The 18,684-nt window shown below is 45.2% G+C and carries 17 protein-coding genes; all 17 read left to right on the top strand.

Features of this window, described 5'->3' with window-relative positions; translation table 11 throughout:
* Window positions 1-129 precede the first annotated feature (129 nt).
* The 17 genes from dpsA to MH215_RS07620 all read left to right on the top strand — a co-directional run bounded on the left by dpsA (window position 130) and on the right by MH215_RS07620 (window position 18,416).
* Entirely contained in the window at window positions 130-1,029 is a 900-nt protein-coding gene (gene dpsA / locus MH215_RS07700; RefSeq protein ID WP_239289489.1) for a dipicolinate synthase subunit DpsA, read from the top strand.
* Entirely contained in the window at window positions 1,026-1,622 is a 597-nt protein-coding gene (locus MH215_RS07695) for a dipicolinate synthase subunit B (protein WP_239289487.1), read from the top strand. The genes dpsA and MH215_RS07695 overlap by 4 nt, the downstream gene beginning before the upstream one ends.
* A 413-nt stretch (window positions 1,623-2,035) precedes the next feature.
* Window positions 2,036-3,253, top strand: coding sequence for an aspartate kinase (gene dapG / locus MH215_RS07690; protein WP_239289485.1), 1,218 nt, complete (start codon window positions 2,036-2,038; stop codon window positions 3,251-3,253).
* 42 nt (window positions 3,254-3,295) lie between these two features.
* Window positions 3,296-4,171: a 4-hydroxy-tetrahydrodipicolinate synthase gene (gene dapA, locus MH215_RS07685; protein ID WP_056700689.1), complete on the top strand. Its 876-nt coding sequence runs from the start codon at window positions 3,296-3,298 to the stop codon at window positions 4,169-4,171.
* Window positions 4,172-4,660: 489 nt separating this feature from the next.
* Window positions 4,661-6,340, top strand: coding sequence for a ribonuclease J (locus MH215_RS07680; RefSeq protein WP_056700691.1), 1,680 nt, complete (start codon window positions 4,661-4,663; stop codon window positions 6,338-6,340).
* A 213-nt stretch (window positions 6,341-6,553) separates the two neighbouring features.
* Complete coding sequence (locus tag MH215_RS07675; RefSeq protein ID WP_239289483.1) at window positions 6,554-7,327, top strand: ClpP family protease; 774 nt, start codon at window positions 6,554-6,556, stop codon at window positions 7,325-7,327.
* Window positions 7,324-7,542, top strand: coding sequence for a YlzJ-like family protein (locus MH215_RS07670; RefSeq protein WP_056700692.1), 219 nt, complete (start codon window positions 7,324-7,326; stop codon window positions 7,540-7,542). The genes MH215_RS07675 and MH215_RS07670 overlap by 4 nt, the downstream gene beginning before the upstream one ends.
* A gap of 102 nt (window positions 7,543-7,644) precedes the next feature.
* A complete protein-coding gene (locus MH215_RS07665; protein ID WP_239289481.1) occupies window positions 7,645-10,371 on the top strand; it encodes an FtsK/SpoIIIE family DNA translocase in 2,727 nt (908 codons plus the stop codon).
* A 194-nt stretch (window positions 10,372-10,565) separates the two neighbouring features.
* Window positions 10,566-11,393: a spore cortex-lytic enzyme gene (gene sleB / locus MH215_RS07660; RefSeq protein WP_239289479.1), complete on the top strand. Its 828-nt coding sequence runs from the start codon at window positions 10,566-10,568 to the stop codon at window positions 11,391-11,393.
* 217 nt (window positions 11,394-11,610) lie between these two features.
* Window positions 11,611-12,891 carry an EF-P 5-aminopentanol modification-associated protein YfmF gene (yfmF, locus tag MH215_RS07655; protein ID WP_239289477.1) on the top strand — a complete coding sequence of 427 codons (1,281 nt, stop codon included), beginning with the start codon at window positions 11,611-11,613 and terminating at the stop codon, window positions 12,889-12,891.
* Between the two features lie 3 nt (window positions 12,892-12,894).
* Complete coding sequence (yfmH, locus tag MH215_RS07650; protein ID WP_239289475.1) at window positions 12,895-14,175, top strand: EF-P 5-aminopentanol modification-associated protein YfmH; 1,281 nt, start codon at window positions 12,895-12,897, stop codon at window positions 14,173-14,175.
* Between the two features lies 1 nt (window position 14,176).
* Entirely contained in the window at window positions 14,177-14,950 is a 774-nt protein-coding gene (ymfI, locus tag MH215_RS07645) for an elongation factor P 5-aminopentanone reductase (RefSeq protein WP_056700700.1), read from the top strand.
* 119 nt (window positions 14,951-15,069) lie between these two features.
* Complete coding sequence (locus MH215_RS07640; RefSeq protein ID WP_145046389.1) at window positions 15,070-15,333, top strand: DUF3243 domain-containing protein; 264 nt, start codon at window positions 15,070-15,072, stop codon at window positions 15,331-15,333.
* Window positions 15,334-15,531: 198 nt separating this feature from the next.
* Window positions 15,532-16,299, top strand: coding sequence for a DUF3388 domain-containing protein (locus MH215_RS07635; RefSeq protein WP_056700702.1), 768 nt, complete (start codon window positions 15,532-15,534; stop codon window positions 16,297-16,299).
* Between the two features lie 194 nt (window positions 16,300-16,493).
* Window positions 16,494-17,528, top strand: a complete 1,035-nt coding sequence (locus tag MH215_RS07630) for a helix-turn-helix domain-containing protein (protein ID WP_239289473.1) — start codon at window positions 16,494-16,496, stop codon at window positions 17,526-17,528.
* Window positions 17,529-17,601: 73 nt separating this feature from the next.
* Window positions 17,602-17,766 carry a hypothetical protein gene (locus MH215_RS07625; protein WP_164848671.1) on the top strand — a complete coding sequence of 55 codons (165 nt, stop codon included), beginning with the start codon at window positions 17,602-17,604 and terminating at the stop codon, window positions 17,764-17,766.
* A gap of 158 nt (window positions 17,767-17,924) precedes the next feature.
* Window positions 17,925-18,416 carry a YajQ family cyclic di-GMP-binding protein gene (locus tag MH215_RS07620; protein ID WP_056700705.1) on the top strand — a complete coding sequence of 164 codons (492 nt, stop codon included), beginning with the start codon at window positions 17,925-17,927 and terminating at the stop codon, window positions 18,414-18,416.
* The last annotated feature ends 268 nt before the right edge of the window (window positions 18,417-18,684 follow it).

Here is an 18,684-nt window from a genome sequence, read left to right as displayed (position 1 = left end):
GCGCATATGAACGGATCAGGAAGAGTCATCCCGAGACAGTGGGATGGCTCTTTTTTTAATGTGTTTTCACCCCTATGTAGGCAACTGCATACGATAAGGCATACGTGTGGTGAAAGGAGTGACGTCCCGATGCTGACCGGTGTCCGGATAGTAGTCCTGGGCGGAGATGCGCGGCAGCTTGAAGTCATTCAAAAGTGCGCAGAGTTGGATGCTACGGTAACCGTGGTTGGATTCGACAAACTGGAGTGCTCTATTCCGGGAATTGAACTTCAGGAATTGGATGATGAAGTATTCGCTTCCGCAGATGTATTGGTTCTACCCGTCGTAGGTTGTGATGACCAGGGTAAAGTGAATACGTCATTCAGTGAGTTGCCGATTTTTCTAAAAAAGGAGCATGTTGCGGCATTGCCGGAGCATTGCATTGTCTTTACAGGCATGGCTAAGCCATTCTTACGTAATCTGTGTCTAGAGAATGGGCTGCGCTTAGTTGAAGTGTTGAATCGTGATGATATTGCGCTCTATAACTCTATTCCGACAGCAGAGGGCGCTATCGCTATGGCGATTCGCGAGACGGACTTCACGATCCACGGGTCGGAATGTATTGTGCTTGGTTTGGGTCGTACGGGATTCACAATGGCCAAAACACTGCAGGGACTTGGAGCAAATGTGCGGGTTGGAATTAGGCGTGAAGAGGATGTTGCTCGCGCGACTATTATGGGCTGGAAGCCTTTTATGACAACGGATTTGGCTGCTCAAACCGGGGAAGTTGACTTGCTTTTTAATACGATACCGACTATGATAATCACAGCACAAATCCTGTCCAGAATGCCGCAAAAAGCAGTCATTATCGACCTTGCATCTGCCCCTGGCGGCTGCGATTTTCGGTATGCTGAGAAACGCGGTATGAAGGCGCTGCTAGCGCCTGGCCTCCCCGGTATAGTTGCTCCCAAAACGGCTGGCGGTATTATTGCCGACGCGCTGATCCGTTTGCTTTTGGAAGAACAAAACGTACGGGAGGTTGAACAATGAACTGGCAGGGAAAAACGGTAGGTTACGCAATTACAGGGTCTCATTGTACGTTTGAAGAGGTTATGCCGGTCATTAGCCGGTTCGTAGCTGAAGGCGCAAATGTGGTCCCTATTATTTCCAATTCAGTTTTAACGACGGATACACGTTTTGGAACGGCTCAGAATTGGCAGAAACAGTTGAAAGATATAACGGGTAATGATATTATTTCTACAATTGTTGAGGCGGAACCGTTAGGGCCTTCCAAATTGCTGGATGTACTTGTTATCGCTCCTTGCACAGGGAATACGACGAGTAAGCTCGCTAATGCAATGACCGATAGTCCTGTGCTGATGGCAGCCAAAGCGCAGATGCGCAATCAGCGTCCTGTCGTACTCGCTATTTCTACGAATGATGGTCTGGGTCTGAATGCGGCCAACATCGCCAAACTGCTTGTAGCGAAATACATGTATTTTGTGCCGTTCGGGCAGGATGACCCGGTGAAGAAGCCTAATTCGTTAGTAGCCAAGATGGAACTGATTCCAGAAGCTTGCTGGAGTGCATTGGATGGCAAACAGCTACAGCCAATGATTGTTGAGCGTTCTCCACAAGCTTAATGTAATATATAATCTTGGCCTGTTGTTAGATACGGTTTCGCAGAGGAACAAGTTCAAGGATAACGGTTATACGCTTGAAGAGATGCATAAGGTTCGATAGACAAAGAAAATCATGGGGGACGATAAACCAGGTGTGAACACCAGCCTGTGTCCGCGTTCCTGTCGTGTAAGGGCATTCCTGTTTGCGATGCTTAAGCTCACCGCAAGCGGGATGCGTTCATAGGTCTTGCGTATTATGGCGGTAACATTCGTGACCTGTGTGTAGATTGTCAGGTGCAAACATTCTACTAACGGGCATGCCATGTATGCCGTACAGTGGGTGAAGTTATCGCATCGGGACGCTCCCTAGGTTGATCCATTTGTTGATTTGGCCCGTGTCTAGTCTTCTTGCGTACACAAATGGAGGAATAAAGATGCGCATCATGGTACAGAAATTCGGTGGCACGTCGCTATCTACCGTTCAGGCTAGAGAGCACGTGCTCCGTCATATTAAACGTGAGCTTGAAGCAGGCCTAAGTTTGGTGGTTGTTGTTTCCGCCATGGGTCGCCGAGGTGAGCCTTACGCAACAGATACATTACTGGACTGGACTGCCCAGAACGGAAATGCCATATCTGCACGTGAGAAGGATTTACTGCTGTGCTGTGGTGAAATCATATCGGCAACTACACTTAGCAGTTTGCTGGAACATGAAGGGATATCCACGACAGTGCTGACCGGAGCGCAAGCAGGGTTTGTGACGGACGACAATTTCGGGAATGCCCGGATTTTGGATGTCCGTCCTGTTCGTGTACTGGAGCAGCTTGGGCAGGGACGGGTCGTTATTGTTACAGGGTTTCAAGGGCAGACGGAGAATGGAGACTTTACTACGCTTGGTCGTGGTGGAAGTGATACATCTGCTACAGCATTGGGCGCTGCGCTGCGTGCGGAGATGGTTGATATTTATACCGATGTCAATGGCATATTGACTGCCGATCCGCGAATCGTTGAGGATGCACGTCCTTTGACTGTTGTGAGTTATGCCGAAATCTGCAATATGGCGCATCATGGTGCCAAGGTCATCCATCCCCGTGCGGTAGAGATTGCCATGCAAGCTCAAATTCCGGTGCGGGTACGCTCTACTTTTGCGGACAGTGAAGGTACGCTGGTAACACATCCTGAAGGATTTCAAGATGTACAGACAGGCATTGTTGACCGTTATGTAACAGGTATAGCATATGTAAGCAATGTGACTCAGATTGCGGTTGAAGTTCCTGGCGGTGCGGATCGGTTACAGCTCAAGGTGTTTAAAACGATGGCTGAGAATTCGATCAGTGTCGATTTTATTAATGTGACCCCATCGGGAGTCGTATATACGGTGTTTGACAGTGATTCTGAGAAAGCGATTCAAGTGTTGCAGGAGATTGGTCTTAAACCCCAAAGTTTGTCTGGCTGTGCCAAAGTATCGGTGATCGGTGGGGGCATTAATGGTGTACCAGGGATCATGGCTAGAATTGTGGAGTCATTAACGCTAGCCGATATTCAGATTCTGCAATCCGCAGATTCCAACACGACCATCTGGGTACTCGTAAAAAAAGAAGATATGGTTCAGGCATTGAGGGCGCTTCACGCCTCATTCGAACTTCATTTATAAGCTGAATTGAACCGAGCAGACCTGTTTTGAGGAGGAATCGAAGTGGACTTTGGAAGATTGATTACAGCAATGGTCACTCCGTTTAACGATCAAGGAGAGATTCATTGGGAGGAAACAGCACGACTAATTGACTATCTGATTGTAGAACAAAAGTCTGAAACACTTGTTGTTTCTGGAACGACAGGGGAATCTCCCACGCTTAGCGATTCGGAAAAGGTACAACTTTTCGAGTTTACAGTCAAACATGCTGCTGGCCGTTGCAAAATTATCGCTGGCACGGGAAGTAATAACACGGCTCATTCGATCCATCTAACACAAGAAGCCGAGCGTGTAGGTGCTGATGGTGTATTGTTGGTGGTTCCGTATTACAACAAGCCAAGTCAGGAAGGGATGTTTAAACATTTTGAGGCTATCGCAGCGTCGACTAAACTTCCGGTTATGCTCTATAACGTTCCTGGACGTACGGTAGCGAGCCTTACTGCGGCTACAACGCTTCGTCTTGCTCAGATTCCAAACATCATTGCAACGAAAGAGTGTGCTTCATTAGAGCACGTTACGTTAATCGCTGCGGATGCCCCTGAGCATTTCAGAGTGTACACAGGAGACGATGCTTCTGGTTTACCGGCGCTTGCCGTTGGTGCCCACGGCATCGTTAGTGTAGCTAGTCATGTAATTGGGGCAGAAATGAAGACGATGATTGATTCGTTTGTTGGAGGAGATCCTCTGCAAGCTGCTAAAATTCATCAGAAACTTTTCCCAATATTCAAAGGGCTATTTGAGTGTCCACAGCCTCTTCCTAACCCGGTAGCGGTTAAATATGCGCTGACAATGCGTGGATTGAACGTAGGTTCAGTGCGTCTTCCGCTCATTGCTCCAACCGAGGAAGAGCAAGTGTATATTCGAGGGTTGTTTAACTAGAGTGAGTCAGCAATACTTAGGATAATTATTTTATTAATATTTTCCAAAATATTAAACGGATCAAAGACCGTTCTTCTGCTCTATAAGAAGACGGTTCTTTTTTTATTCCCCTATTTTAGGCTGATTCACATTCAATGTCAGAGGGAAACCTATGTATAACGACACAGTGACTTGTTTTTTTTGTTTTTAATCATGTATAATGATGTCAAGTGACTGGGTGCGGTATTTTTTTGAAATTGAAAGCGACATCGTTAGGTGATGTGGCTTTGCGGTGAAAAGGGAAGGAACGGCTAAGAAGGAATCATTTCAAAAATCCAACTTGTTGGTGAAGGGGAATAACTTCGAAGAACTTCTTCCAAATATCGTGAATAGAGGCGTTCATATACATTGATACCTAATATTTAGGTTGAAGATGTGAGGACTGCTTTTCTTAACTTACAATAAATAATAAGGTACGACGTCCAACTACCATAGGAGGTTTAGATTCATTTGTCTAAGAAAAATAATAACGATAAACTGATGATTTTTGCACTGGGCGGCGTAGGTGAAATTGGTAAAAATATGTACGTCATCCAATATGCCAACGACATTGTTGTCGTAGATGCTGGCCTTAAATTCCCTGAAGAAGATATGCTTGGAATCGATATTGTCATTCCTGACATCTCTTATCTGACTGAAAATCGTGACAAAGTAAGAGGCATTATTTTGACTCACGGACACGAGGATCATATCGGCGGCTTGCCATATGTTCTGAAACATTTGAACGTTCCGGTATACGGAACAAAACTTACCCTCGGTCTTGTAGAAAACAAGCTGAAAGAAGCGAATTTGCTGGGTGAAACAAAACGGATTTTGATCGATGCTGATTCCGAGATTCAACTGGGTTCTGTGCTGAAAGCAACATTCTTCGCCACTAACCATAGTATTCCGGATTCTGTGGGTGTATGCGTGGAAACACCAGAAGGTGCTGTTGTTCATACAGGTGACTTCAAATTTGACCACACACCAGTCAACGGTCAATATGCGGATCTTCAACGTATGGCACAGATCGGAACGAATGGCGTACTTGCTCTTTTGTCCGATAGTACAAATGCAGAGAAGCCAGGATTCACGCCTTCGGAAAAAAATGTGGGCATCGTTCTGGAAGATATTTTCCGTAAAGCGAGCCAACGTGTTGTTGTAGCAACATTCGCTTCGAACGTACACCGGATTCAACAGGTCATTAATGCAGCGGAAGTGACTGGACGTAAAGTTGCAGTTATCGGACGCAGTATGGTGAACGTAGTGGGGATCGCTTCTGAGCTGGGTTATCTTGAAATTCCAGATGGCATGATCATTGAACCGGAAGAAGTAGGCAAAATGGCTGCTGACCGTGTTGTAATTCTCTGCACAGGAAGCCAAGGCGAGCCAATGTCCGCTCTAACTCGGATGGCACGTTCGACGCATCGTAAAGTAGATATTCTGCCAGGTGATACTGTAATCATTGCAGCAACACCGGTTCCTGGTAATGAAAAATATGTAGGACGTACAATTGATGAATTGTTCCGTCTGGGTGCTAACGTGCATTACAGCGGTGCAAACAGTGGCGTTCACGTATCCGGTCATGGTAGTCAGGAAGAATTGAAATTGATGCTCAACCTGATGAAACCAAAATTCTTCTTGCCAATCCACGGTGAATTCCGTATGCAACGCCGCCATGCAGTACTTGCTGAATCGGTTGGCATTGATCCGGATAACATTTTTATCACTGACATCGGTGAAGTAATAGAAATCCAAGGTGGCTCTGCTCGTAGAGCAGGTAAAGTTACTGCAGGTAACGTATTGATTGATGGCCTGGGTGTAGGCGACGTAGGTAATATCGTACTTCGTGACCGCAAACTGTTATCTCAAGATGGTATTCTGGTTGTTGTAGTAACGTTGAGCAAACAGGATGGCAAAATTGTATCAGGTCCGGACATTATCTCCCGTGGTTTTGTATACGTACGGGAATCCGAAGGACTGCTTGATGAAGCGAATCGCATTGTAAGTAGCACATTGCAAAAGCTGATGAGTGAGAACGTTAACGAATGGGCTTCACTCAAAACGAATGTCAAAGATGCACTGGGACGCTTCTTGTATGAGCAAACTCGTCGTAGACCGATGATTTTGCCAATCATCATGGAAGTTTAAACGTACGATAAACAAACATATATTCAGGCACACAGTCGCCTCTTCTCTACGAGTAATATTGGACGGTTCCTCGTAGAGAAGGGGCTTTTTTGTGTTTGTTACATCTTTTTGCCACGTGACACTCCTATTTGAATATGAAGTGGGTATAAGGATGCTGGAAAATTCCCCATACTAAGGCATACATCAAATGTATTGGAGAAGGGGAATAGCCTAATGAATAATGAAATGAATGACAGACAGATGTCTAAATCGAATCAACCCGAGACAGAGCTACCAGAACCACACGAAAAAGAGGGCAAAGGCTTGGCACCTGTCACGGAGGCTATCCAGCAATTTGGACAAACACAGTCACCAGCAGGGGAGTCCAATATTTTTTGTATGACCATTATTGGTCAGGTGGAAGGCCATCTGATTTTGCCTCCCCAGAACAAAACAACAAAATATGAACATCTTATTCCTCAGTTGGTTGCAGCTGAGCAGAACCCGCGTATTGAGGGAATATTGATTATTTTGAATACGGTAGGTGGGGACGTTGAAGCGGGTCTGGCAATTGCTGAGATGATTGCTTCTCTGAGCAAACCTACAGTTACGGTTGTGATTGGAGGAGGACACAGTATCGGTGTTCCAATTGCAGTAGCCTCGACTTATTCGCTAATTGCAGGAAGTGCAACCATGACCATTCATCCGATCCGTATGAACGGACTGGTCATTGGAGTGCCTCAGACGTTTGAATACATGGAGAAGATGCAAGAACGGGTTGTACGCTTCGTCACCACACACTCTAATATTTCAGAAGAGATTTTCAAGGAACTGATGTTTAAGACAGGTGAGCTAAATCGAGATATTGGAACTGCGGTAGGAAGTGCAGATGCTGTTAAATATGGATTAATGGATGCTGTTGGGGGAATTGGTCAGGCCATTGCTCAATTGAATCAGTTGATTGGAGACAAGAAACAAACGATGCAAGTAGGAGGGTATACGCAATGACCATGTATACCGTAATGCCTCCTGAACAGCTCTGGTCTGGAATGTGGCAAGAGGGTGAGGCTACGAGAGAGGTTAAGGTAAACGGCTTGTTGATGCAGGTTAGACCTGTCAGTGAGACGGAGGCTGTCATTATTCGTTTGCTTGATTGCCCGCTTGAAGCATATCTGGATGCTTCCAATACACCAGGATCCAGGGTGCCACTTTCCGGTAACTAGGAGTTAACATGACGCGACGAAATAAGACAAATAGAGCAAGAAAAGAACATATGTACGGATTATATTTGTATGGTATAATATTCTTCTGGGGGTGACCTGATTTTGGCCAGAAGAAAAAAGAAGAAGAAAAAGGCTGCTGCGTTTGGTGGCGTTTTAAAATATGAAATCTACGGGATTGTCCTGATTACCCTTGCGGTCATTGCACTTTCGGGTGAAGCAACGGTAGGACGTTCCCTGTCCAAAATGTTTGGACTAATGCTGGGCAAATTTTATTTTATAATTCCGCTGATCGGAATTTATTACGGATTAATGGTAATGATTCACCGGAAATGGCCGAGTGGTTGGACTACACGCAAGACGGGACTAGTCCTTCTAGTGTTCGCGTTAACCTTAATGAGTACAGTTTCCGCGATGCACCAGAAGCTAATTCCCGTTGGAGCACTTGAACCAGGTGCGGTCATTACGCAGGTACATAATGATATGCAGACCGAGTTGCTTCAGCCTGCACCGGGTGAACGAGAATCGATGCTGGGCAAGGATATTAGTGGCGGATACCTTGGAGCAGGTCAGTTTGCTCTTTTCTTATGGTTATTTGGCAGTTTAGGTGCTCGTCTGATTATGATTGTCATGTTTATTATCAGCTTTATGCTGATTACGAATCTTTCCTATGTCGACCTGGTTCGAATCTTCAGAACAAAAGTGTGGGACGCGGCCACTACCATGTACAAGAAGTTTGAATCCAGACCTACACGAGTTGCTACGGCAGGTAAGAAGTCGGGCAACAAACGTAAAGTGGTACCTGTCCCAGCAGACACTTATGAAGAGGATGAAGATGACGATTTAGAAGATGCACAGCTTCCTAAACGCAAGACGCCAATCTTCCTCCAATTGTTTGGAAAATGGGGGGCAGATCGTGAACAGACGAATGCTGAACCGAGCAAGCATCAAGATGATGTATCTACTTCAGAGCAGGTTTTGTATCGAGCGGCACAAGAGGATGTAGCGGAAACATGGCGTGAAGAGTCCCGCTATACTGCGGAGTCAACGCCTACACCAGCTGGAGCTGTGCCAACTAGAGCCAGTTCTGCTCCTATCATTCGCGATTTTTTTGAACATGTTCGTTCAGAGGATAACAACAAGGATGATGATCTGGATGACGCATATCCATTTCCAGCGGATATAAGCGACCCTGGTAACGAAGGGGATCATGGGATTAAGATCAATGATGAATCACCTGGCTCTGATGAAGAATGGTCTGCACCTAAGGAAGGTGTTGGTGAGATTCATAATGGTGATAACGTTCTAACTGCTGGAGCCACAGAGAACAATTCCACACCGCTTGATCCTACATCGAGTAGTGGTAACGAAGAAGCACAACCTATTCAGCCACCACCACCGCCACCGAAACCTTATAAATTACCTTCGTTCCGCCTTCTCTCTAAGCCAAACAATGGTGGTAAGGCTGGGGATCAGAAGGATTATATGCAGACAGCACGGAAGCTAGAAGCTACTTTGGAAAGCTTCGGAGTTCGGGCTAAGGTTCTTGAAGTTGTTCGAGGACCTGCGGTGACGCGGTACGAGATTCAACCTGACATCGGTGTGAAGGTCAGCAGAATTGTAAGTCTTACAGACGATATTGCATTGGCTCTGGCAGCTAAGGACATTCGTATGGAAGCACCAATTCCTGGTAAATCAGCCATAGGTATTGAAGTGCCTAATGGAGAAGTTTCTATGGTAACCATGAGAGAAGTCATGGAGACGGCAACCTTCCAAGAAGCTGAATCCAAGGTGACGATTGCTTTTGGACGTGATATCTCCGGTCAGACCATCATTGGTAATCTAGCTCGGATGCCCCATCTACTTGTTGCTGGAGCCACGGGTTCGGGTAAATCGGTATGTATTAACGGGATTATCACGAGCATACTGTACAAAGCTAAGCCAGATGAAGTGAAGTTCTTGATGGTCGATCCCAAAATGGTCGAGCTGAACGTATATAACGGCATCCCGCATCTGATGGCTCCTGTTGTAACGGATCCCAAACGGGCGTCACTTGCTTTGAAAAAAATTGTAGTTGAGATGGAGAAACGATATGAGCTATTCTCCAAATCGGGTACTCGGAATGTAGAAGGTTACAACAACTTGATGAAGGATAATCCAGCAGCATTTTTACCTTACATCGTAGTTATTGTAGATGAACTTGCAGACCTTATGATGGTTGCGGCAGGTGACGTGGAGGATGCGATTGCTCGATTGGCTCAGATGGCGCGTGCCGCAGGAATTCATTTGATCATCGCAACCCAGAGGCCTTCCGTTGACGTTATTACAGGGGTAATCAAAGCCAACATCCCATCACGAATTGCCTTCGGCGTGTCTTCCCAAGTCGACTCACGAACAATCCTTGATATGGGTGGTGCGGAGAAGCTTTTAGGACGTGGAGACATGCTGTTCATGCCTATGGGGGCTTCCAAGCCTGTCCGGGTACAAGGAGCGTTCATGAGCGACGAGGAAGTTGAGAACATTGTAAATTATGTGCGTGGCCAAGGTGAGGCTCAATATGATGAATCGATCGTGCCTGAGGTGGATGACTCGGTTCAGGCGGCGGACGAAGTACAGGACGAACTGTATGAGCAGGCTGTACAGATTATATTGGAGGCTAAGCAAGCCTCAGTATCACTATTGCAGCGCCGGATGCGAGTTGGTTATACCCGGGCTGCACGTTTAATTGATTCCATGGAAGCCCGAGGTGTAATAGGCCCTTATGAAGGTAGTAAGCCGAGGGAAGTATTAATCTCACTGGAGCAATATCAGCAAAATAAAATAAGCTCGTAATGTTATAGGTTATAACAAGCGGCAGACAAAACCCTTAATCAATTTGATTGAGGGTTTTTTTATGTGTTCATTTGTTTGATGCATTGGCATCTTGTCCAATCCTCGGGAGAATTGGTGCATAGGAAACAGGCAGGCTTGTCATAATAAGCTTAGCGATTCTGTTAATCCCACAAGAGAAAGGTAGAGCACAATCGATGCGAAAAATGAACATATGGCTTTTCACTGCTATTTTGCTGATGTCCGCATTGGGACTTCGTTATTTGCTCCCTCACAATGCGGCAACTGAAAGTACTAGCCCAAGTAAGCCGCAAACGGAAGAGACGGCTATGCCCACCTTTAGTAGTAATGCTGTCAAGTATGGGAGCTATGGTCAGGATGTCTATGAGTTACAGGGTAGACTGAAGTATCTCGGATTCTACAATGGTAAAATTGACAGTAATTTTGGCAGTAGCACGTTAAAATCTGTAAAGTGGTTTCAGTCCGAATTCGGAATGAAAGCAGATGGAGTCGTTGGCGCTAAGACCAAATTGAAGCTGTACAATGCAACCAAGCAGTGGTCACCTACTGAGCCTCCTTTGCATAAACAGCCGGCTGGAAATAAAAAAGGGAATGCGGATTCGGCTAATCAAGAACAGAGTGATATGGGTTCAGCCAACACGATGGGACTTTCCGAGAATGAACTCAAAATTATGGCGAATGCCGTATATGGAGAAGCGCGAGGCGAACCATTTGAAGGTCAAGTGGCTGTAGCAGCAGTAATATTGAATCGTGTCAACTCACCGAGCTTTCCAAGTACACCGTCAGGAGTGATCTTCCAACCTGGTGCGTTTACTGCGGTAGCGGATGGTCAGATTTATTTAGAGCCTAATGCGCAAGCGCGTAAGGCTGTTGAACAAGCAATGAATGGCTGGGATCCATCGGGTGGATGTCTGTATTATTTTAATCCGAAGACAGCAACATCGAAATGGATCTGGACTCGCCCTCAGGTGAAAACAATCGGTCAGCACATCTTCTGTATGTGATGATCTAGAAGGAGCGTCTTGAAGTCCATTTCTTAATATTTAGAAATAGGGGAATACAGACGTTTTGAATGTTCTCAAGAAGCAACCAGAAGGCGTGTCTTTGGTTGCTTCTTGGCTTTTGGATGGGTTAAAATGGTTGATACGCTTAAGATTTGCTACACTTAGCATCACCACTCAATCGTGCATGATAAATGACGCCGTAAAGGGGTTTTGACAGTTGAATACATCAGGCTTTGAACGAGGAAGTCGGAAACAATTTCGTATACATGTACTGCCTACGAAACGTTTCAAGACATTCGCTATATCGCTTTACGCAGGGGTTCCTTTACAAGAAGATACAGTTACAAAGGTGGCTTTAACCCCTTTTGTACTTCGACGGGGAACAGAATCATATCCTGAAACAACGCAGTTCCGTGAACAACTGGAACATTTGTATGGTGCTGGATTTGGGTTTGACGTATATAAACGCGGAGACTATCAGATTGTACAATTTCGGATGGATACCATTAATGATTCGTTTGTAGGTGGAGATGAGCAGCTGCTAGATCGTTCGTTTGCTTTTCTAGGGGAAGTGCTCACCCGCCCGGCTCAGGAGAACGGACATTTCAGATCGTCTTATGTACAAGCCGAGCGTGAAACGGTTCGCAAAAAGCTAGAATCCATCGTGAATGATAAAATGCGTTACGCTGCAGAGCGAAGCATTGAGGAGATGTGTAAGCATGAGCCTTACCGTCTGCATCCGTTGGGTGAGCGCAAAGATCTTTCTACTATCGAACCTCAGGGTTTGACAAATTCATATCAATCATGGTTGCAGGATGCAAGTACGGATCTATATGTGGTTGGAGATACAACGTTGGAAGAAGTGGAGAACCTGGTCGAGCGACATTTTAATGTGGAGCGAGTAACGTCTGCTGACTATCATGCGCAAGAAGCTTCTGTCGGAGATAATGAAGTCAATACAGTGGTTGAACGAATGAGTGTCAGTCAAGGTAAACTTAATATGGGATTGCGGACATCAATCACGTACAGAGACCCTGAATATGCATCAGCGTTGCTGTACAATGGTATTTTGGGCGGGTATCCACATTCGAAATTGTTCGTTAATGTTCGTGAAAAAGAAAGTTTAGCTTATTACGCTTCTTCACGCTATGACGGTCATAAGGGGATTGCAACCATTCAATCAGGCATCGAAATCCCCAATTATGAGAAGGCTGTGACCATTATTAAACAGCAGCTAGAAGAAATGAAAAGTGGAGCAATCACGGATCTGGAAATGTCGCAGACCAAGGCGATGATTCGCAACCTTTTGAAAGAGATGCAGGATTCGGCCTACGAGATGATCGCTTATGATTTTAATCGCCAATTATCAGGGAAAGATCGTACAGTTGAAGAATTGTTGAACCAAGTGGAGTCCATTAGCAAAGTTGATGTTCAACAAGCAGCAGAGAAGTTCCGTCTGGATACGATTTATTTCTTGCGTGATGAGAAGGAGGAATAACCGGTGGAGAGCATAAAATATGAACATTTGCAGGAAACGCTGTATTACGATGTCATGGAAAATGGACTGCATGTCTATTTATTGCCTAAGCCGGGATTCCAGAAAACGTATGCTACATTTGCTACGAAATATGGATCGGTCGATAATCATTTCCGGGTTGAGGGACAAGAAGAGGTGAAAGTGCCTGATGGCATTGCTCACTTTTTGGAGCACAAAATGTTTGAAGAGCCCACGGGTGATATTTTTGCTACTTTTGCGTCTAATGGTGCTTCGGCGAACGCATTTACCAGCTTCGATCAGACCGTTTATTTGTTTTCTGCCACAGAGCATATTAACGAAAATATACAAACATTAATCAATTTTGTGCAAAATCCTTATTTTACGGATCAAAATGTGGACAAGGAAAAAGGTATTATCGGCCAAGAAATTAATATGTACTCCGATAATCCCGATTGGCGTGTTTACTTTGGCTTAATTGAAGCCATGTATCAGAATCATCCTGTGCATATCGACATTGCGGGTACCGTTGAATCCATAAGCGGGATCACAAAGGAAACGTTATACAACTGTTACCATTCTTTCTACCATCCGAGTAACATGCTCTTGTTCGTTGTTGGTGGAGTAGACCCAGAAGAAGTGATGGAACTGGTTCGTAGGAACCAGGCGGAGAAAAGCTTTGAGTCCCAAGGACAGATAGAGCGTCTGTTCGAGGATGAACCAGAGCAAGTAGGGGAGGCCAGACGGGAAGCCAAACTCGCTGTATCCTTGCCTAAGTGTCTCTTCGGTTTCAAGGAAACAGAGGTCGGATTCACTGGAGAAGAATTGCTGCGTCGTGACATGGCTACCCAATTAATGATGGATCTACTCTTTGGCTCCAGTACACCACTGTTCCAGAAGCTGTATGATGAAGATCTGATCTCAGATAGTTTCGGATTTGAATACAACAGCTCGCCGCAGTATGCATTCTCGGCTATTGGTGGTGATACGAAGGATCCAGATCTGCTGCTCGCCCGAATCCGTGAAGAAGTCGATGCTATCGTGGCAAAAGGATTTGAAGCATCTGATTTTGAGCGGGCTCGCAAAAAGAAAATAGGTGGATATTTACGAATGCTGAATTCACCAGAGAACATTGCACATGAGTTTACACGTCAACAATTCCGCGGAGGGGACTTCTTCAACATGTTACCGGTGTATGAATCCCTTACCTTGGAAGAAGTAAATGACAGATTAAAAGAACATATTCGTTGGGATCAACTAGCGGTATCGCTTGTCGTAAGTCCTTAACATGGAGAGGGGAACAGGACAAATGTTGAAGCCGATTGGAGAAATGACGGTGCTGGTTACTGGTGCGAGTGGAGGCATTGGAGCAGCCATTGCAGAGCGCTTTGCGAGAGTTGGCATGAATGTAGTAATCCACTACATGAAATCACATGAAGCAGCCAATGAAGCGGCTAGAAGATGTATGGAGCAAGGTAGTGGCAAGGTAATGACGGTATCTGCGGATCTTCGCAGTCGGGAACAGATTGGACGTATGCGAGAGAAGCTGGAAAGTCACGGGCTTATGCCTGACATACTGGTCAACAACGCAGGGATATCCCATTATGGAATGCTCGCAGATGTCACGGAAGAAATATGGGATGAAGTGATGGCAATCAATCTGAAAGGTACATTTATGTGTACACAGGAAATGATGCCACATATGATCTCACAACGATATGGACGAATTATTAACGTGTCATCCATATGGGGGTTGTCAGGTGCCTCCTGTGAAGTTTTGTATTCCACGACTAAAGGAGGCTTAAATGCCTTTACCAAGGCGTTAGCTAAAGAGCTTGCACCATCTGGGGTGACCGTAAATGCGGTCGCTCCCGGGGCGGTTCAGACTTCGATGTTAGACCATCTAGATCAGAATGAGTTGAAAATGTTAGAAGAGGAGATTCCCGCTGGCAGACTTGCTCAGCCTGATGAAATTTCGTCACTGGTTTATTTCCTCGCCTTGCCAGAGTCCGGATATATTAATGGTCAGATCATTAGCCCTAACGGAGGCTGGCTTACTTAATACGCTTGGATATAAGACTAAGCTAAGCTGGATGATTTACCCTGTATATAAAATGTGCGGAAAGCACATATTACAACTGTTGATTTTAAATCTCATGCGACAGCTAAGGAGGATTTATCATGTCAACAGAAAAAACAGTGGTCTCTAACTTTGACACTTGGAAGAAGTTCTTAGGTGATCGCGTACTGCAAGCAGAGAAGATGGGTATGAGTGAAGATACCATCAACAAACTTGCCTACGAGATCGGTGACTTTCTGGATGAGAAGGTCGATCCGGCGAACCATTCCAACCGCGCATTGAAGGAATTATGGGATGTCGGCGATGCAGATGAGCGTCGCACGATCGCGTGCCTGATGGTCAAACTGGCCAAACAAAACGCATAAGTTTTGCAGATGGAGAGCTCCCGCAAGGGGGCTTTTCTCTAATGATTACAGACTGATTACAGACCTGTTCTTGTAATTCATTTTCATTTTATATATCATTAACGTGACCCATTTTTAGAAGATGACTCAGTTTGCCGTCTCAAGGACGCGTTCTGTTGCTGTCGAATAATGTGGAATAATGCATTACGGGGTGTTCAAATGGAATCTAAACAATGGTATATGGAATACAAAATACATAAGAACAGACCCGGCCTTTTGGGGGATATCGCCTCCATGCTGGGGATGCTTGAAGTGAATATATTGACTATCAATGGTGTTGAGGGGAAAACTCGTGGTATGCTTCTTGAATCGGATGATGATGAGAAGATTCGTCTATTAGGCGAGATGCTTGCTAAGGTTAACAGCATTACCGTGTCAGCTTTGCGCCAACCGAAGCTAGTTGATATACTGGCTGTTCGTCATGGTCGATATATCGATCGTGATTCTGATGATCGTAAAACATTTCGCTTTACACGCGATGAACTTGGGTTACTTGTGGACTTTTTGGGTGAAGTATTTAAAAGGGAAGGTAATCAGGTTATCGGGCTACGCGGTATGCCACGCGTAGGGAAAACGGAATCCATTATTGCCGGTAGTGTGTGTGCGATGAAACGTTGGACCTTTGTGTCGTCTACCCTCCTTCGTCAGACCATAAGGAGTCAACTGTCCGAGGACGAAATGAATCCAAACAATGTATTTATCATCGATGGTATTGTTAGTACAATTCGTTCGAGCGAACGGCACTATAACTTGTTACAGGATATCATGACGATGCCAAGTACTAAGGTCATTGAGCATCCAGATATTTTTGTACAGGAATCTGAGTATGATTATAATGATTTTGACATTATCATCGAGCTTCGGAACAATCCAGGCGAAGAAATTATTTATGATACGTTTACGGCCAGCTACACCGATGAACTGTAAGGCTGCGTGAAAGATCATGAAATAGATTAGCACCAACTAGAGCATTTTGCACAATCCGAAAGATCAACTATCAAACCCATAGGATCTAGGGGAGACTTCGTTTTTCGTCTAGATCTTGTACCCTTGAGCATGTGGGATCGAATGATGCAAAATGCTGACTAAAGAGAAAAAGAAAAACTGAAGGAGGAGATGGCATGTCTGAACTGGGTCAGCAGTTGAGAGAGGCCCGGCTGCAAAAAGGGATGAGTCTTGACGACGTACAGGAAATGACTAAAATTCGCAAAAGGTACTTGGAGGCAATAGAAGCAGGGGATTACAAGGTGCTTCCAGGTAGCTTCTATGTGCGTGCGTTCATTAAAACCTATGCGGAAACGGTTGGACTGAACCCTGATGAGCTGTTAGAGGGTCACAAAAAGGATGTACCGGCAGAGGAAGCTGAAGCGACTATGGAGCCTGTTATTCAGAAGCGTTCCAGTCGTCCGGTCGAGCGGAACACTCGTTGGATGTCAGTCGCTTTAATGTGGACATTCCCGTTGTTAATTCTGGTGTTGCTTTATGCCTTTTGGTCTTCGGGCAAGGGTGGAGATGAAACTCCAAGTCTGGATGATACAAAGATTACAGATAGCCAGCAACAACCAGATGATAAGCCAGATCAACCTGCGGATAACGGACAGGCGGCTAATCCACCATCTACGGAAACAGGTGGAGATGAAGGTACTGCAGGCGGTAACGGTGGAGGTCAAGAAGATACGGGACAGACAGGTGAACAAACCGATGATTCTGAAGGCCAAACGCCAGAGGACGCAGAGGAGGAGCCTACCAGTCCACCTACAGGGGTAGCTGTGACTGAAGATGGCAAATCAGGCAATATCACAAACTTTAAAGTGAGTGGAAGTGCAGGACAGCCTGTGACGGTAACGATTAATGCTTCAGGTGAGAGCTGGCTTGAGGTGTACAAAGGTGAAAATTCCAGCGGCGAAAAACTGCAGTTCGGTATGACTGCTGATGGAAACTCATTTACGTTTAATCTGGATAGCACAGGTCTTTACATTAAATCCGGTCGTGCTTCAGCGACGACTATTGAGGTAGGCGGACAAGTGGTAACAGACGGTAAAGCCACGAATCGGATCCGTTTACAGCTTGGGGATGACAATGCTGCTACCACAACAACGGATAGTGTAGACTCTACATCAACGGACGGAAGCGAAGGCACAGCCACTGGCGAATAACCGAAGTCACTGCGGGGGACACTAATGTTGTCTTAACTTGCAGTTAATCTTCGGTAAAGCGAGGTGGAAGGCTATGACAGTCAGCTGGATCGTAACAGGTTTAGGGATTATTGTCAGCCTCCTGGGGTACTATTTAACCCCGAGCGCTTGGGGTTACGGAATTTTGGGCTTTGGACTTGCACATGTGATTTTGGGTGTGCTTGATATGTTCAGACAACCAAACCGCAGCAGGTATTAAGCTATAAGACAACAGTAAGAAAAAGCATTCTTGATCAGCCAATCATGGAGGGTCAAGAATGCTTTTTCTGTTGTTTATCTTCTCTAAAATTAGACTTTTCAATAGGGTATCCTCTATAATGTTACACAGAACATATGATAACTGAAAGGGTGACCGGTTTGAGTTCAGAAAATTCTTTTGATATCGTGTCCAAGATGGACTTGCAGGAACTGACTAATGCCGTAACACAAACGGAAAAGGAAATAGGCACACGTTATGATTTCAAGGGGAGCAAGAGTAGCTTGAAATTGGATAAGGATGCTCTAACAATTGTGTCTGATGACGAGACCAAGCTCAAGTCTGTCATTGATGTGTTACAATCGAAGATGGCTAAACGAGGGCTGCCGCTGAAGAACATTGATTATGGCAAGGTTGAACCAGCTTCTTCGGGAACCGTTCGTCAACGTCTGAGCTTCAAACAAGGAATTGACCAGGATATTGCTAAAAAAATCAATATTTTGATCCGTGATTCCAAGATGAAGGTGAAGAGCCAGATTCAGGGTGATCAACTACGGGTAACTGGAAAAAGTAAGAATGATTTGCAAGCGGTAATGCAATTGTTGAATGGTGCAAATCTGCCACTAGATCTGCAGTATACCAACTTTAAATAAGCCATACGTTCAGGGCGCTTGAAATTTACAAGCGTTTTTTGACACTGCAATGGGCGTATATTATACTAAGTGTGCATTGCTGGCAATCCATCATATTAGCCCAGTCATCATCGTTTGCTGACTTTGTGATATGCAGTACATTTTCTGGAAGTCACCGGAACGTTTTAAACGCTTTTACGTTTGAACGGTGGACTTTATTTTTTGCGTTTTTTACATAGTGAGGTATGTTGCTGAAGTGGCCTGTACAAATTACAAGTTTCTGATGATG

The sequence above is a fragment of the Paenibacillus sp. ACRSA genome (assembly GCF_022346845.1).
Classification (GTDB): Bacteria; Bacillota; Bacilli; order Paenibacillales; family Paenibacillaceae; genus Paenibacillus.
This window is presented reverse-complemented; position numbering and strand designations above follow the sequence as displayed.

Bases quoted from the DNA above. Each gene is read 5' to 3' on its own strand.
- dpsA (WP_239289489.1), top strand. From the start codon at position 130: ATGCTGACCGGTGTCCGGATAGTAGTCCTGGGCGGAGATGCGCGGCAG.
- MH215_RS07695 (WP_239289487.1), top strand. From the start codon at position 1,026: ATGAACTGGCAGGGAAAAACGGTAGGTTACGCAATTACAGGGTCTCAT.
- dapG (WP_239289485.1), top strand. From the start codon at position 2,036: ATGCGCATCATGGTACAGAAATTCGGTGGCACGTCGCTATCTACCGTT.
- MH215_RS07675 (WP_239289483.1), top strand. From the start codon at position 6,554: ATGAATAATGAAATGAATGACAGACAGATGTCTAAATCGAATCAACCC.
- MH215_RS07670 (WP_056700692.1), top strand. From the start codon at position 7,324: ATGACCATGTATACCGTAATGCCTCCTGAACAGCTCTGGTCTGGAATG.
- sleB (WP_239289479.1), top strand. From the start codon at position 10,566: ATGCGAAAAATGAACATATGGCTTTTCACTGCTATTTTGCTGATGTCC.
- ymfI (WP_056700700.1), top strand. From the start codon at position 14,177: ATGGAGAGGGGAACAGGACAAATGTTGAAGCCGATTGGAGAAATGACG.
- MH215_RS07640 (WP_145046389.1), top strand. From the start codon at position 15,070: ATGTCAACAGAAAAAACAGTGGTCTCTAACTTTGACACTTGGAAGAAG.
- MH215_RS07635 (WP_056700702.1), top strand. From the start codon at position 15,532: ATGGAATCTAAACAATGGTATATGGAATACAAAATACATAAGAACAGA.
- MH215_RS07630 (WP_239289473.1), top strand. From the start codon at position 16,494: ATGTCTGAACTGGGTCAGCAGTTGAGAGAGGCCCGGCTGCAAAAAGGG.
- MH215_RS07625 (WP_164848671.1), top strand. From the start codon at position 17,602: ATGACAGTCAGCTGGATCGTAACAGGTTTAGGGATTATTGTCAGCCTC.